The organism is Wenzhouxiangella sp. XN24, from assembly GCF_011064545.1.
In the GTDB taxonomy this organism is placed as follows: Bacteria; Pseudomonadota; Gammaproteobacteria; order Steroidobacterales; family XN24; genus XN24.
On sequence record NZ_JAAMFG010000032.1, the window covers coordinates 30,908 to 45,253 of the forward strand.

17 protein-coding genes are annotated in these 14,346 nt (G+C 68.5%); all 17 read left to right on the top strand.

Features of this window, described 5'->3' with window-relative positions:
* The first annotated feature begins 2 nt into the window (after positions 1–2).
* A complete protein-coding gene (gene fliJ / locus G6032_RS07655; RefSeq protein ID WP_165281559.1) occupies positions 3–446 on the top strand; it encodes a flagellar export protein FliJ in 444 nt (147 codons plus the stop codon).
* A 172-nt stretch (positions 447–618) separates the two neighbouring features.
* The gene (locus G6032_RS07660) at positions 619–1,941 is read left to right on the top strand and encodes a flagellar hook-length control protein FliK (protein WP_165281560.1); all 1,323 of its coding nucleotides are present in this window, start codon (positions 619–621) and stop codon (positions 1,939–1,941) included.
* A 203-nt stretch (positions 1,942–2,144) separates the two neighbouring features.
* Complete coding sequence (locus G6032_RS07665) at positions 2,145–2,732, top strand: flagellar basal body-associated FliL family protein (RefSeq protein ID WP_165281561.1); 588 nt, start codon at positions 2,145–2,147, stop codon at positions 2,730–2,732.
* 1 nt (position 2,733) lies between these two features.
* A complete protein-coding gene (gene fliM / locus G6032_RS07670; RefSeq protein WP_165281562.1) occupies positions 2,734–3,759 on the top strand; it encodes a flagellar motor switch protein FliM in 1,026 nt (341 codons plus the stop codon).
* Complete coding sequence (gene fliN / locus G6032_RS07675) at positions 3,756–4,196, top strand: flagellar motor switch protein FliN (protein ID WP_165281563.1); 441 nt, start codon at positions 3,756–3,758, stop codon at positions 4,194–4,196. Before fliM ends, fliN begins: the two co-directional genes overlap by 4 nt.
* Positions 4,197–4,204: 8 nt before the next feature.
* Positions 4,205–4,639, top strand: a complete 435-nt coding sequence (locus tag G6032_RS07680) for a flagellar biosynthetic protein FliO (protein WP_165281564.1) — start codon at positions 4,205–4,207, stop codon at positions 4,637–4,639.
* 14 nt (positions 4,640–4,653) lie between these two features.
* Entirely contained in the window at positions 4,654–5,388 is a 735-nt protein-coding gene (fliP, locus tag G6032_RS07685; protein ID WP_346763778.1) for a flagellar type III secretion system pore protein FliP, read from the top strand.
* Between the two features lie 3 nt (positions 5,389–5,391).
* Entirely contained in the window at positions 5,392–5,664 is a 273-nt protein-coding gene (gene fliQ / locus G6032_RS07690; protein ID WP_165281566.1) for a flagellar biosynthesis protein FliQ, read from the top strand.
* Positions 5,665–5,666: 2 nt separating this feature from the next.
* The gene (fliR, locus tag G6032_RS07695; RefSeq protein ID WP_165281567.1) at positions 5,667–6,449 is read left to right on the top strand and encodes a flagellar biosynthetic protein FliR; all 783 of its coding nucleotides are present in this window, start codon (positions 5,667–5,669) and stop codon (positions 6,447–6,449) included.
* A gap of 4 nt (positions 6,450–6,453) precedes the next feature.
* Positions 6,454–7,599 (top strand): flagellar biosynthesis protein FlhB, encoded by a 1,146-nt coding sequence (gene flhB / locus G6032_RS07700; RefSeq protein ID WP_165281568.1) that lies wholly within the window; start codon positions 6,454–6,456, stop codon positions 7,597–7,599.
* Between the two features lie 2 nt (positions 7,600–7,601).
* On the top strand, positions 7,602–9,698 hold the full coding sequence (gene flhA / locus G6032_RS07705) for a flagellar biosynthesis protein FlhA (protein WP_165281569.1): 2,097 nt from the start codon (positions 7,602–7,604) through the stop codon (positions 9,696–9,698).
* Between the two features lie 24 nt (positions 9,699–9,722).
* The gene (gene flhF / locus G6032_RS07710) at positions 9,723–11,108 is read left to right on the top strand and encodes a flagellar biosynthesis protein FlhF (RefSeq protein WP_165281570.1); all 1,386 of its coding nucleotides are present in this window, start codon (positions 9,723–9,725) and stop codon (positions 11,106–11,108) included.
* Positions 11,095–11,985, top strand: coding sequence for a MinD/ParA family protein (locus tag G6032_RS07715; RefSeq protein WP_165281571.1), 891 nt, complete (start codon positions 11,095–11,097; stop codon positions 11,983–11,985). The genes flhF and G6032_RS07715 overlap by 14 nt, the downstream gene beginning before the upstream one ends.
* Positions 11,982–12,710, top strand: coding sequence for an RNA polymerase sigma factor FliA (locus G6032_RS07720; RefSeq protein ID WP_165281572.1), 729 nt, complete (start codon positions 11,982–11,984; stop codon positions 12,708–12,710). The genes G6032_RS07715 and G6032_RS07720 overlap by 4 nt, the downstream gene beginning before the upstream one ends.
* Positions 12,711–12,760: 50 nt before the next feature.
* Entirely contained in the window at positions 12,761–13,168 is a 408-nt protein-coding gene (cheY, locus tag G6032_RS07725; protein WP_346763777.1) for a chemotaxis response regulator CheY, read from the top strand.
* Positions 13,165–13,767 carry a protein phosphatase CheZ gene (locus tag G6032_RS07730; protein ID WP_165281573.1) on the top strand — a complete coding sequence of 201 codons (603 nt, stop codon included), beginning with the start codon at positions 13,165–13,167 and terminating at the stop codon, positions 13,765–13,767. The genes cheY and G6032_RS07730 overlap by 4 nt, the downstream gene beginning before the upstream one ends.
* A gap of 6 nt (positions 13,768–13,773) precedes the next feature.
* Positions 13,774–14,346 (top strand): Hpt domain-containing protein (locus tag G6032_RS07735; RefSeq protein WP_240902081.1); only part of this gene is annotated, 573 nt, incomplete at its 3' end.

Genomic DNA, 14,346 nt, shown 5'->3' on the forward strand with positions numbered 1-14,346 from the left:
CCATGAGCGAAATGCTGAGAAGCCGACGCCTCGAGCCGATCGCCAGGGTCGCGGACCATCGCGAGCAGGCCGCGGCCCAGGAGTTCGGCCGATTCCAGGAAGTCGTCGCCACCCAGGAGCTTCGCCTGGCGGAACTGCGCGCCTGGTGGCGCGAGTACGCCGACGGCCTCGAGGCGCAGGCGAACCGGGATTGCCGCGCGCTGCGCGAGGGCCGGCTGTTCCTCGCCCAGCTCACCGAGGCCATCGAGAAGCAGCAAAACGCCGTCGAGCATGCGCGCCGCGACCTGGAGGCCGCCCGGGCCCGCTGGGTGACTTCGCGCATGGATCACGAGGCCCTGGAAAAAGTGGTCGGTCGTTACCAGGACGAAGAGAGTCGCGAAGCCAGGCGCGGGGAGCAGCGCGAACAGGACGAGTGCGCCATGCGCGGCCGGCGGTCCGGGCCGTGATGTGCGGTTTCCGATCCGGTCTCGCGAAGTCCCGGCGTGGGCCGGGCGGCCTGGCCGCGGGGCCGCGCCGCGCCGCTGGCACGTTTTCTGCAAGGTCTGGCGGCATGAAGTGTTTTTTCGCCCCGGTTATTTCACCAGCCGCGCGCCGTGAGCGCGCCGGGAGACGACCCCGATGATGTCCAATATGCCTGCAGCACTTGCCGAATCCGGTGGCCCGCGGTTGCCGGGCACGCGCGGCGATTCCGCGGAATCCGGCCGCAGCGGCAAGGACAATGAATTCGCCAGTGTCCTGGCCGACAGCGAAAGCCGGGCCCGGTCCGCCGAAAAGCCCGCCGGCGGTGAGGCTTCCAACAGTGCGGCCCGCGAGGATGCCGATGCCGGCAAGGATTCCGCCGCCGGCAAGGAATCATCCGTTGCGGCACAGGACGAAGCAGGCAAGACGAGCGACAAGCCCGGCGCGACGCAACCCGACAGCGGGGCGGAGCAGGAGAAGGCTGCCAGTGGTGGAGCCGGGGCAACGGCGCAGGACCAGGCGGCCGGAACGCAAGACGGTGACGGGCCGACGGAGGACGCGCCTGGCGGCGAGCAGGACGATCCGCTCGGCGTCCTGGCCGGCCAGCCGGACCCGGCAACGGGTGATGCCGGCAGCGGCAATGTCCTGCCGCTCACCGGCGAGCTGTTGCCGCCCGGGGCCGTGAATCCGCCCCCCGGATTCGCGTTCCGCGCGCCCGGCTCGGGGCCGATGCCGGGGGTTCCCGATCCGCTGGCTGCCGCCACGTTGCTGAACGGCGAGTTGCCGGCCGGCGGACTTCCGGCCGGGACGGACGGGCCCGAATCGCTGACGCGCATGCTGGAGATGCTCCGCACGCTGAACGGCATGCCGGGACAGTTCAGGGAACAGCTCCAGGCGGCGATGCTGCGCAAGCCCGGTGCGGCCGGGCTCGAGCTGGTCGAGGCGCCCCGCAGCGGCACCCTCGCCGGCAACAGCAGCTTGCAGGCCGCGGTGAGCGCCTCGCCGCTGGCGAATCTCGCGGCCCAGGCGGGCACGCCCCCCACGACGCCGCCGAGCCTGCCGATCAATATCGCCCCCGGGCGGCCCGACTGGGGCGAGGCCGTCGGCCAGCGGGTCCTGTGGATGGTGTCCAACAAGGCCCAGGAAGCCGAGTTGCGCCTCAACCCGTCGGAGCTCGGCCGGGTGGACGTCAAGGTCCGTGTCGACGAGGACGGCTTGCGCCTGACCTTCGCCGCGGGCAACTCGGCCGTCCGGGAGGCGCTCGAGGCCGCGGCGCCGAGGTTGCGGGAGATGTTCCAGGCCGAAGGCCTGCATCTCGAGAACATGGATATCGGCCAGCAGCAGGCCGGGGCCGGCGAACGCGGTGACGCGAGCGCCGACGCGGAGGCGGGGCGTGGCGTCGGCGAGGCCGACGACGAGACCCTGCCGGGCGCCCAGGCCGTCGCCCGCGCCGGGCTGGGCCTGGTCGACCTGTTCGTCTGACGCCTGCCGGACCGCTCGACCGCTGCGCGTCTCCCGGCCTGCCGGACGATCCGTTGGCGCGACGCCCTCCATGGCGCGTCAAGAAGCTGACAGGGCGCGGACACGCGAATATAACCCCATGTAAATATTAATATTTTCTTTGTGGCACGGCTTTTGCTTCCGTCTTACGCGAGATAGTCGCGTTTGCCAGGAGTGCCACAGAGATGATCAATCCGGAAGTCGATGCCCCCGGGGATTTCGAAGCGCAAGGCTTCGAAGAAGAATTCGAAGAAGGGCTCGAAGAAGGTGTCGAGGGCGAGGCGCCGGCCGCAGCGCCGGGCAAGCGCGGGATCGGTCGCTGGATCCTGATCCTCGTGGTGGTGGCTGGCCTCGGTGCCGGCGGCTGGTTCGGCTGGCAGCAGTTCTCGGCCGGCAACACGGCGGGCGAGACCGCCGACGCGACCCCGGCCGAGCCGAAGCCCGGCGCCCGCAGCAAGGCTTCCTACCTGTCGCTGGATCCGCCCCTCGTCGTGAATTTCGCCGCCGGCGGCCAGCTGCGCTACCTGCAGGTTTCCATCGAGGTGATGACGCTCGGCTCCAAGGAGACCGAGACCATCCAGCGTCACATGCCGGCCGTGCGACACGCGTTGATTTCCCTGTTCAGCGAGCGCGACTACGAGGCGCTGCTGTCGCGCGAGGGCAAGGAGGCGCTACGCCTCGAAGCGCTCGAGACGATCCGCGCCGAGCTGACCATGCTCAGCGGCGAGCCGGCCGCCGAGGACGTCTACTTCACCAGCTTCGTGATGCAATGACATGAGTACCCAGGACCTCCTTTCCCAGGACGAGATCGACGCGCTGTTGCACGGCGTGGACAGCGGTGACGTCGACACGGAAGACGACCTGCGCGCCCACGACGGCGTGGCCCGGGCGGTCGATCTCTCCAGCCAGGACCGCATCGTCCGCGGCCGCATGCCGACGCTCGAGATGATCAACGAGCGTTTTGCGCGCCACCTGCGCATCAGCCTGTTCAACCTGCTGCGCCGCTCCACCGAGATCACCGTCGGCGGCGTGCGCCTGGAGAAATTCGGCGAATACATCCACACCCTGCCGGTGCCGACGAGCCTGAGCATGATCCGGGTGAAGCCACTGCGTGGTACGGCGCTGTTCGTGATGGATGCGCGGCTCGTGTTCACCCTGGTGGATCACTTCTTCGGCGGCGGCGGACGCTTCCACGCCAAGGTCGAGGGCCGCGAGTTCACGCTCACCGAGACCCGCGTGATGCGCATGGTGCTGGAACTGGCGTTCCGCGATCTCATCGAGGCCTGGGGCCCGGTGCTGCCGCTCGAGTTCGAATACATCAATTCCGAGGTCAATCCGCAGTTCGCCAACATCGTCAGCCCCAGCGAAGTCGTGGTCATCTGCAGCTTCAAGCTGGAGCTCGAGGGCGGCGGTGGCGAGATGCATCTCACCCTGCCGTACTCGATGATCGAACCGATCCGCGATCTTCTCGACGCGGGGATGCAGAGCGACCGCTCGGAGGGCGACGGCCGTTGGCTGAAAGCACTCCGGGAAGAGATCCGGCTCGCGCCGGTCGAGGTCACCTGCAAGCTGGTCGAGCTGGAGCTGAGCGTCGCCGAACTGTTGCGCCTCAAGCCCGGTGACGTCATCCCCATGGACATGCCGGAGCGCGTGACGCTTTACGCCGAGGGCATCCCCGCATTTCACGGTCATTTCGGCGCGTCCCAGGGCCGCCATGCCGTCCAGGTCACTGAGCCGGCGCGGCGTGAGCCCGTCGTCAAAGACATCAAGCAGGAACTCAAGCAGGAGCAAAGACGATGAGCGAACAGAACAGCGAAACGGGCATGGACGACTGGGGGGCGGCGATGGCCGAGCAGGCCGCCGTCGAAGCCAAGCCGCCCGCGCCGGCCGCCGGCGCGAAGACCGCCAGGAACGGTAACGGCGGCACGCCGGTGGCGCCGCAGCCGTTGCACGACGAGGCGGGCCTGGCGGGAGAGGACGTGAATCTCGAGGTGGTCCTCGACATCCCGGTCACGCTGGCCATGGAGATCGGTCGGGCCAAGTTGCCGATCCGTAATCTCCTGCAGCTGAACCAGGGTTCGGTCGTCGAGCTCGAGCGCCTGGTCGGCGAGCCGATGGACGTGCTGGTCAACGGCACGCTGATCGCGCACGGCGAAGTCGTCGTGATCAACGAGAAGTACGGCATCCGGCTCACCGACGTCATCAGCCCCGCCGAGCGCGTGCGCAAGCTGCGCTGAGCACGAGCATGAAGCGTCTCCTGCCACTGCTGCCCGCATTGCTGCTCGCGCCGCTCGCCGCGTTCGGCGCTGAGCCGCAGGCCGCACCGGAATTCACCGGCGCCGGCGAGGTCGGAAAGATGATCGCGGGCCTGTTGCTGATGATCGCCCTGATCGTCGGCCTCGCTGCCGCGCTGAAACGCGTCAAGGGTTTCCAGCGCCACCTGCCCGGCGCCATCAAGATCGTCTCGGTCGCCTCGGTGGGCGCGCGCGAGCGGCTGATGCTGGTGGAAGTCGGCGGCCGGCAGCTGCTGGTCGGCGCGGCGCCGGGACGCATCCAGACGCTGCTGGTGCTGGACGAGCCGGTCAGCGTTCCGCAGGGTGCGCCCGGGGGTGCCGGGGGCTTCGCCGAGCGCCTGCGCGAGGCGGTCGGCGCCTCTGCGTTGCGGGAGCCGCGCTCGTGAAGCGACTCTTCGCCGTGATCCTGCTGCTGGTCGCCGGGCTGGCCTGGACGGTACCGGCTTTCGCCGACAACAGCCTCGAACTGCTGTCCGTGAGCACTGCAGAGGACGGCACGCAGCAATATTCCGTCACGCTGCAGGTGCTGCTGCTGATGACGCTGCTGAGCATGCTGCCGGCCGCGCTCATCATGATGACCTCGTTCACCCGCATCATCGTGGTGCTGGCCATCCTGCGCCAGGGTCTCGGCACGCAGCAGACGCCGAACAACCAGGTGCTGATCGGACTCGCGCTGTTCCTGAGCCTGTTCGTGATGGCGCCCGTGCTGGAGCGCATCTACGTGGATGCCGCGCAGCCTTACCTCGAGGAGTCGCTGGACGCGCCGGCCGCGCTGCAGGCCGCCAGCGGGCCGATCCGCGAGTTCATGATCTCCCAGGTCCGCCAGACGGACCTGCAGGTCTTCGCCGACCTTGCCGGCAAGGAAGGGTTCGAGACGCCCGACGACGTGCCCTTTTCCGTGCTGGTGCCGGCCTTCGTCACCAGCGAGCTGAAGACGGCTTTCCAGATCGGGTTCCTGCTGCTCGTGCCGTTCCTGATCATCGATCTCGTGGTCGCCAGCGTGCTGATGTCGATGGGCATGGTGATGCTCTCGCCGCTGATCATCTCGCTGCCGTTCAAGATCATGTTGTTCGTCCTCGTGGACGGCTGGTCGCTCGTCATGAGCACGCTCGCCGCCAGCTTCCTGGTGGCCTGACCCATGTCCCCGGAACTCGTCATGGAGATCGGCCGCGGCGCACTCGCCGTCACCGTGTTCCTTGCGGCGCCGATGCTCGCCATCGCCCTCGCGCTCGGCCTGGTGATCGGCATGGTGCAGGCGGCCACCTCCATCCAGGAGATGACCCTGTCGTTCATCCCCAAGCTGCTCGGCCTGGTGCTGGTGCTGGCGGTTGGCGGCCACTGGATGCTCGGCGTGCTGGTGGACTACACCCGCGACCTGATCACCTCCATTCCAAGCCTCCTGGGCGGATGACGATGGATGCCGCACTGCATTTCAGCCAGGCGCAACTCGACGGGTGGATCACCGGCCTGTTGTTGTCGTTCACCCGCATCGCCGCCATGCTGATCGCCGCGCCGCTGTTCGGCGCGCGCACGATTCCCATGCAGGTGCGCATCTCGCTGGCGCTCGTGCTGGCCCTGATGGTGCAACCCCTCCTGCCGCCGGTGCCGCCGCTCGAGCTGCTCAGCTTCCAGATGGTTCTCGCCGTCGGCCGCGAGGTCCTGGTCGGCGTGATGGCCGGCTTCGTGCTGCAGCTGGTGTTCGCCGCGCTGGCGATGGCGGGCGAGACCATCGCGCTGGGCATGGGCCTGGGCTTCGCCTCGCTCGTGGACCCGGACAAGGGCATCCAGGTGCCGGTCGTGGGCCAGGCCCTGGTCATCATCGGCACGCTCTTGTTTCTCGCCATGAACGGCCATCTCGCCCTGATGCGTTTCCTCGTCGAAAGCTTCACGACGATGCCCATCGGCGGCGGCCTGCCGGTCGAGAACTTCACCGCGATCGTCGGCTGGGGCTCGGTCATGTTCAGCCACGCGGTGATGATCGCCCTGCCCGCGGTGGGCGCCCTGCTGCTGGCGAACCTGTCGATGGGCGTCGTCACGCGCGCGGCCCCGCAGCTGAACATCTTCGCGGTCGGCTTCCCGATGACCCTGATGCTGGGGTTCATCATGCTGTATTCCACGATCGGGGCGATCGACGGACGCTTCACGGAGCTGCTCAGCGAGGGTTTCTCGCTGATCGGCTGGCTGCTGGGAGGCTGAACGCATGGCCGAGCAGGACACCAGCCAGGAACGCACAGAACAAGCGACACCCAAGCGCAGGCAGGACTCGAAGAAAAAGGGCGAAGCCGCGCGCTCCAAGGAGCTCAACACCACCGCCGTGCTGCTCACCGGCGCCGCCACCCTCGTGCTGTTCGGCGGCAATATCGGCGCCGGGATCGCGGAAATCATGCAGAAGGGCCTGGCCCTGCCGCGCGAGCTCGCGTTCGACACCCGGATGATCACCACGGTGCTCGGGCACTCCGCCTGGCTCGCGTTGATGCTCGTGTTGCCGCTGTTCATGGCCGTGCTGGCGGCGACGTTGATCGGCCCCGCGCTGCTCGGCGGCCTGGTGTTCAGCACCGAGGCCATCAAGCCGAAGCTGAACAAGCTCAGCCCGCTCGCCGGCCTGAAGCGCATCTTCTCGGCGAACGGCCTGATGGAATTCGTCAAGACCCTCGCCAAGTTCGTCGTCGTCACGGGCGCCGGCCTGCTCGCCCTGAATCACCTCAAGCCGGACCTGCTGATGGCGATCGATACCCAGGTCGAGACCGCGGTGCCCGGGCTCGCGGCGATGGCGGCCTGGGTGCTGGTCGTGCTGGCCGCGGTCATGCTGTTGATCGCCGCGGTGGACGTGCCTTTCCAGCTGTGGAGCCACAGCAAGAAGCTGCGCATGACCCGCCAGGAAGTGCGCGACGAGCTGAAAGAGACCGACGGGCGCCCGGAGGTGAAGAGCCGCATCCGCCGCCTGCAGATGGAAATGACCGAGCGGCGCATGATGATGGCGGTGCCGGACGCCGACGTCGTGGTCACGAACCCGACCCACTACTCGGTCGCGCTCAAGTACGACTCGACCGGCATGTCCGCGCCGCGCGTCGTCGCCAAGGGCGCCGACGAGATCGCGCTGAAGATTCGCGAAGTGGCCGAAGCCCACGACGTGCCGCGCGTCGCGGCGCCGCCGCTGGCACGCGCCCTGTATTTCACCACGCGCATCGACGACGAGATCCCGGCGGAACTGTTCCTCGCCGTGGCGCGCGTGCTCGCCTGGGTCTACCAGCTCAAGGCGGCTGCACCCGGCATGGCGCCGCCGCAGCCTGAAGACCTCGACGTTCCCGATCACCTGACCCGCCGCCAGCCCGGCCGGAGAATCTGACCATGACCTCGACGCTGAAGAGCATGCTGATCTTCGCCCGCAACGGCCTGGGCACGCCGATCCTGCTGATCGCGCTGCTGGTGATGATCGTCCTGCCGCTGCCGCCGCTGGCGCTCGACATCTTCTTCACTTTCAACATCGCCCTCGCGCTCGTGGTCATCCTGATGACCATCTACTCGCCGCGCCCCCTGGAGTTCTCGGTCTTCCCGACCGTGTTGCTGCTCGCCACGCTGCTGCGCCTGGCGCTGAACGTCGCGTCCACGCGCGTGGTGCTGATGAACGGCCAGACCGGCACCGACGCCGCCGGCCAGGTGATCGAGGCTTTCGGCGAGTTCGTGGTGGGCGGCAACTACGCCGTCGGCCTGGTGGTGTTCTTCATCCTCGTCATCATCAACTTCGTGGTGGTGACCAAGGGCGCGGGCCGCGTCTCCGAGGTCAGCGCGCGCTTCACCCTGGACGCCTTGCCCGGCAAGCAGATGGCCATCGACGCCGACCTGAACTCCGGCCTGATCACGCAGGACGAGGCGCGGGCACGGCGCCTCGAGACCTCTGCGGAAGCAGACTTCTACGGCTCCATGGACGGCGCCAGCAAGTTCGTCCGCGGCGACGCGATCGCCGGCATCCTGATTCTCTTCATCAACATCATCGGCGGGCTGGTGATCGGCACCGTGACGCACGACATGCCGCTCGCGGACGCGGCGCGCACCTATATCCTGCTGACCATCGGCGACGGCCTCGTCGCGCAGATCCCGTCCCTGCTGTTGTCCACCGCGACGGCGATCATCGTCACCCGCGTGTCCGCCGCCGGGGACATGGGCACGGACATCGTCCGCCAGGTGTTCGGCAGCGCCCGCGCGATCGCCATCGCCGCGGTGATCATCGGCGCCCTGGGCCTGGTGCCCGGCATGCCGAACCTGGTCTTCCTGGGCCTGGGCGGCGCGTTGGGCTTCGCCGCCTGGATCCTGAACAAGCGCGCCATGCAGACCGAGGTGGAAGTGCTGCCGGAGGAGCCGGTAGCCGAGTCCAATACGCCGCGCGAACTGGCCTGGGACGACGTCAGCCAGGTGGACCCGGTCGGCATGGAGGTCGGTTACCGGCTCATCCCGCTGGTGGATCGCGCCCAGGGGGGGATTCTCCTCGAGCGCATGAAGGGCGTGCGGCGCAAGCTGTCCGAGGAGCTCGGCTTCCTCATTCCGCCGGTGCACGTGCGGGACAACCTGGACCTCGGGCCGAACGGTTACCGGGTGACGCTCAACGGCGTCCCCGCCGCGCGCGGCGAAATCCATGCGGACCGGCACCTCGCCATCAACCCGGGACAGGTCTACGGCACGCTCGAGGGCGTCGAGACCAAGGACCCGGCCTTCGGCCTGCCGGCGGTGTGGATCAACGCCGAGCAGCGGGACCACGCCCAGACGCTGGGCTACACGGTCGTCGATCCGGCCACGGTCGTCGCGACACACCTCAGCCAGATGTTGCGCGACCACGCCCACGAGCTGCTCGGCCACGACGACGTCCAGCAGCTGCTGGACCGCCTCGCCCGGAACCATCCGAAGCTGGTCGAGAACCTGGTGCCGAAATCGCTCAGTCTCGGCGTCGTCCTGCGCGTGATGCAGAACCTGCTGTCCGAGCAGATCCCGATCCGCGACATGCGCACGATCGCCGAAACTTTGGCGGACCACGGGGCCCGGAGTCAGGATCCCGTCGCGCTCACGGCCGCCGTGCGCGCCGCCCTGTCCCGCTTCATCGTGCAGGGAATCACTGATTCTTATGAAGATTTACCGCTGATCGCGCTGGATCCCGGGTTGGAACAAGTTTTGCAACGGAGTTTGCAGGCAACGGGTTCGGCGGGTCTCGGCATCGAGCCCAGGCTCGCGGAAAGACTCCAGCGCGGCGCCAGCGAAGCGGCGCAACGACAGGAGATCGCAGGTGAACCCGCGGTGCTGGTCACTTCGGCCGAATTGCGGCCCTGGCTGGCGCGCTGGTTGAGACCGATGGTCCGGGGGCTGCACGTGCTGGCCTACACGGAGATACCGGACAACCGGCCGGTGAGAGTAGTAGCGACCCTCGGCGCGGCCGAGGCACAGGCGGCGACCGCATAAGCGGCACAGGGATTGAGGAAGAACATGAAGATCAAAAGGTTTTTCGCGCCGGATATGCGCCGGGCCATCTGCCTGGTTCGCGAGGAGCAGGGGCCCGACGCGGTCATCCTCTCCACCCGGAACACGGCTGGGGGCGTGGAGATCGTCGCCGCAGTGGACTATGACGCGGAGCTCGTCAACGGCATGTTCGGCGAACAGCGCGAACAGCGCGGGCCGGGCGGCACGGCGCCGGGCGAGGATGCCGGCGCGCAAGCCGAGACGGTGAGCGAGGACGTGGTGGCAAAGGCCGACGATCCCGGCACCACGACGGATGCCGCGGAACGCCGCCCCGAGTCCGATGCGGCCGCCCGGGAGCGGATCATCCGGGCCGCGAACTCGCGTCGCTACGAGACGGCCGCAGACGATGGTGGCCGTGAGCCTGCCCAGGTCACGCCCGCCGCGTCCCGGCGGACGCCCGCCCCGCGCATCGAATGGACCCAGGACCCGACGCTCTCCGCGATGCAGGACGAGCTGAAATCACTGCGCGCCATTCTCCAGGACCAGGTGAGCCGGCTCGCGACCGCCGACTACGACCGGCGCGAGCCCGTCCGGGCCGAGATCGTACGCCGCTTCGTCAAGTTCGGTTTCGACGAGGCGGTGGCGCGCGGCGTCGCGGCCGCCACCACCGACCTCGCAACCCCCGGCGAGGCGTGGCGGGAGGCGCTGTTCGGCCTCGCGAAGCGCCTGCCGGTGGCCGCCCGCGACCCGCTCGAACAATGCAGCGCCATCGCCCTGGTCGGTGCGACGGGCGTCGGCAAGACCACCTCCGCTGCCAAGCTCGCCGCCCGGGCCTGCCTGCGCTACGGCAGCAACGCCGTCGCCCTGATCAGCACCGACGATATCCGCGTCGGCGCCCAACGCCAGCTCGCCTCCTTCGGCCTCCTGCTCGGCCTGCCGGTACGCCAGGCACGTTCCGCGGCCGAGCTGGCGGACCAGCTGGCCGAGTTCGACAACCGCCGCATCGTGATCATCGACACCGCCGGCATGGGCCAGCGCGACGTGCGCCTGATCGACGAGACGCGCAAGCTCACCCGGGTCGCGGATCTCCAGAGCTACCTCGTGCTGTCTGCGAACGTGCAGCGCGAGGTCATGGACGAGATCGTCAACGCCTTCGGCCGCGAGCAGCTGGCCGGGTGCATCCTCACCAAGCTCGATGAGGCGGCCCGCCTCGGCGCGGCCTTGTCGACCATCGTCAGCCACCAGTTGCCGGTCGCCTTCCTGAGCGAGGGCCAGCGGGTCCCCGAGGACCTGCGCCTGGCGCGCGCCAAGGACCTGGTCGGACGGGCTTTCGCACCACCCGGTGGCGGATCCCGGAGTCGCACGGCACCGCCCGCCGAGCCTTCGCGGGAGGTGCGCTATGAGTCAGCATGACGTCGCGCGCCAGGCGAGCGGCCTGGCTTCCTTCCGCCGCCCCCGCCCGGTCAGGGTGATCGCGGTCGCCAGCGGCAAGGGGGGAGTCGGCAAGACCAACGTGTCCGTGAATCTCGGCGTCGCCTTCGCCGCCATGGGCCGGCGCACCATGCTGCTGGATGCCGACCTCGGCCTGGCCAACGTGGACGTGCTGCTCGGGCTGCAGGCGCGGTACAACCTTTCGCATCTGCTCAGCGGCGAGCGTGAACTCGAGGAAATCATGGTGTCGGGGCCCGGCGGGCTGCGCATCGTGCCGGCGTCCTCGGGTGTGGCGCGCCTCGCCGACCTGGCCTCGGCCGAGCTGAACGGGATCATCGGGGCCTTCAGCAGCCTGTCCGAGGAGGTCGACGTCCTGATCGTCGATACGGCCGCGGGCATCAGCCCCTCGGTGCTGCAGTTCTGCGTCGCGGCCCAGGAAGTGATGCTGGTGGTCTGCGACGAGCCTTCCTCGCTCACGGACGCCTACGCGCTGGTCAAGGTGCTGGCCCGCGACCACGCGGTGCGGCGTTTCCACACGATCACCAACCGCGTGGACTCGGTCCAGCACGGCCGCAAGCTGCATAACAAGCTGCAGACCGTCTGCGACCGCTTTCTCGACGTCCCGCTCCAGCACATGGGCACGATTCCCGAGGATCCCCTGCTCCGCCGGGCCGTGCAGATGCAGTCCCCGGTGGTGACGGCCTATCCCTCGAGCCCCGCCTCGCGGGCATTCAAGGAACTGGCCGCCCGTGCCGATAAGCTTCCTGAACCCCGCGGAATGAGCGGCTGCATCGAGTTCTTCCTGGAACGACTTGCCGGCGCCCATTCACGGGGGGATGGACTGGAGGCGGTGGGATGAGTGTCTACGCCGCAGTCAGGGAGAACGATAGTGACCAGCTGGTCGAACAGCATCTCGGCCTGGTCAAGCGGATTGCGTGCCACCTGCTCGGGAGGTTGCCGTCGAACGTGTTACTGGATGACCTGGTGCAGTCCGGGACCATCGGCCTGCTGGAGGCTGCGCGGCACTACGACGCCTCGCAGGGCGCCAGTTTCGAGACCTACGCCGGGATCAGGATTCGCGGCGCGATGCTCGACGAGGTGCGACGCAACGACTGGACGCCGCGCTCGGTACATCGCAACGCGCGGCGGGTTTCGGCGGCCATTCGTGCGGTGGAAGGCTCCACCGGGCGGGAGGCGCAGGCGAGGGAGATCGCCGCGGCCCTCGAGGTGGGCCTGGACGAGTACCACGCGATGGCGCGGGACTCGGTGTCCAGCCGCCTCTTCAGCCTCAACGATCTCACCGAGGAAGACGGCAGTTTCGAGGACATGTTGCCGGGGAACGACCCCGGCCCGGCAGAGGAGTTCGACCAGGAGGCTTTCCGCCGCGAACTCGCGGTCGCCATCGGCGGTTTGCCGAAGCGGGAGCAGATGGTGATGTCGCTGTATTACGAGCAGGAACTGAACCTGCGGGAGATCGGCGCGGTGCTCGGCGTGACGGAGTCGCGGGTCTGCCAGTTGCATGGCCAGGCACTGGCAAGAATCCGGGCCCGGCTCGCGAACTGGACGGACGACGACGATATGTAAATACGGCGCGACGGCAGCGAAAGCGAGCCGTGGGCGCCCTGGAGGTTTGAGTGGACAAGGACATGCGCATCCTCGTGGTGGATGACTTCTCGACGATGCGTCGAATCATCAGGAACCTGCTCCGGGAGCTCGGTTTCCAGAACATCCAGGAAGCCGATGACGGCAATACGGCGTGGCCGATGCTGCAGGCCGGGAATTTCGACTTCCTGGTCACCGACTGGAACATGCCCGGCATGCCGGGCATCGACCTGTTGAAAGCCGTGCGGGCCGATGAGCGACTGAAAACGATGCCGGTGCTGCTGGTCACCGCCGAGGCCAAGCGCGAACAGATCGTCGAGGCGGCGCAGGCGGGGGTCAACGGGTACATCATCAAGCCGTTCACTGCCGAGACCCTGCGCGAGAAGCTCGACCGGATCTTCGCCCGCATCGAGGCCGCGCCGGCCGAGGCGGCGTCGTGAGCGCCGCGGCGAGCCGCGAGCAGCGGCTGGCGACGGCGAAAGCGCTGGTCGCGCACCTGGAAGCGGGCCGGGAGCAGGAGGCCGGGGCGCTGGCACGGGAGCTCGCCGATGCCGAGGGCCTGGCCGAGGATCTCGGCCGGATGACGCGCGAACTGCACGAGGCGCTGAATGCGCTGCGTGTCGATCCGCGGATCTCGGAGCTGGCCAGCAACGATATTCCGGACGCGCGGGAGAAGCTCAGCTGGGTGCTGACGCTCACCGAGCAGGCCGCGCACACGGTGATCAGCGCCGTGGAAGAGGGCTTGCCGGTGTCCACCCGGGTCGCCGAAGACGATTCGGCCAGCGACGCCGTCCGGGCGGCAGGCCAACGCATGCACGAGATTTTCTCCGACATTCTCATGGCGCAGAGCTTCCAGGACCTCAGCGGCCAGGCCATCCGCCGGGTGATCGAGGTTTCCGGAGAGCTCGAGCGGCGCCTCGCGAGCCTCGTGCAGCGCGCCGGCGGCAAACCGCCCGCCGCGCCCGTGGCCGGGCCGGGCGCGCAGCGCGTGCAGGGCCAGGACGAAGTGGACGCCCTGCTGTCGGGGCTCGGATTCTGAGGACGCATGGATATGCTCGACTCCAACGACGAGCTGCTGCAGGACTTCCTGGTCGAAGCCGGGGAGTTGCTGGACGCGCTCGGCGAGCAGCTGATGTCGCTGGAGCAGGCGCCCGATGACAAGGACCTGCTGAACGCCTTGTTCCGCAGTTTCCACACCATCAAGGGCGGCGCCGGGTTCATGGGGCTCGGCCCGCTGGTGGAGGTCTGTCATCGCACCGAGGACGTGTTCAACGGCCTGCGCTCCGACAAGCTGGCGGTCAACGCCGCGCTGATGGACACGGTGCTCGTGGCGGTCGATGCCGTCACCGCGATGTTCGATGCATTGCGCGCCGGACAGCCGCTGGAGCCCGCGGATCCCGATCTGCTGGCCGCGCTCGAGGCGGTCAACGCCGGCGAGACCGCGCCGGCCCCGGCCGCTCCGACGGCGCCTTCCGCCGAGGCGCCGCCTGCGACGCCGGCCGCGCCACCGCCCACGGCGATGCCGGCCCCCGCGATGTCGCCGACTTCGGACGACGAGATCACCGAAGACGAATTCGAACGCCTGCTGGACGAGCTGCAGGGCATCGCGCCGGCCGCA

Bases quoted from the DNA above. Each gene is read 5' to 3' on its own strand.
- fliM (WP_165281562.1), top strand. From the start codon at position 2,734: ATGAGTACCCAGGACCTCCTTTCCCAGGACGAGATCGACGCGCTGTTG.
- G6032_RS07665 (WP_165281561.1), top strand. From the start codon at position 2,145: ATGATCAATCCGGAAGTCGATGCCCCCGGGGATTTCGAAGCGCAAGGC.
- G6032_RS07720 (WP_165281572.1), top strand. From the start codon at position 11,982: ATGAGTGTCTACGCCGCAGTCAGGGAGAACGATAGTGACCAGCTGGTC.
- fliJ (WP_165281559.1), top strand. From the start codon at position 3: ATGAGCGAAATGCTGAGAAGCCGACGCCTCGAGCCGATCGCCAGGGTC.
- fliQ (WP_165281566.1), top strand. From the start codon at position 5,392: ATGTCCCCGGAACTCGTCATGGAGATCGGCCGCGGCGCACTCGCCGTC.
- G6032_RS07660 (WP_165281560.1), top strand. From the start codon at position 619: ATGATGTCCAATATGCCTGCAGCACTTGCCGAATCCGGTGGCCCGCGG.
- flhA (WP_165281569.1), top strand. From the start codon at position 7,602: ATGACCTCGACGCTGAAGAGCATGCTGATCTTCGCCCGCAACGGCCTG.
- flhF (WP_165281570.1), top strand. From the start codon at position 9,723: ATGAAGATCAAAAGGTTTTTCGCGCCGGATATGCGCCGGGCCATCTGC.
- fliN (WP_165281563.1), top strand. From the start codon at position 3,756: ATGAGCGAACAGAACAGCGAAACGGGCATGGACGACTGGGGGGCGGCG.
- G6032_RS07715 (WP_165281571.1), top strand. From the start codon at position 11,095: ATGAGTCAGCATGACGTCGCGCGCCAGGCGAGCGGCCTGGCTTCCTTC.
- flhB (WP_165281568.1), top strand. From the start codon at position 6,454: ATGGCCGAGCAGGACACCAGCCAGGAACGCACAGAACAAGCGACACCC.
- fliR (WP_165281567.1), top strand. From the start codon at position 5,667: ATGGATGCCGCACTGCATTTCAGCCAGGCGCAACTCGACGGGTGGATC.
- G6032_RS07680 (WP_165281564.1), top strand. From the start codon at position 4,205: ATGAAGCGTCTCCTGCCACTGCTGCCCGCATTGCTGCTCGCGCCGCTC.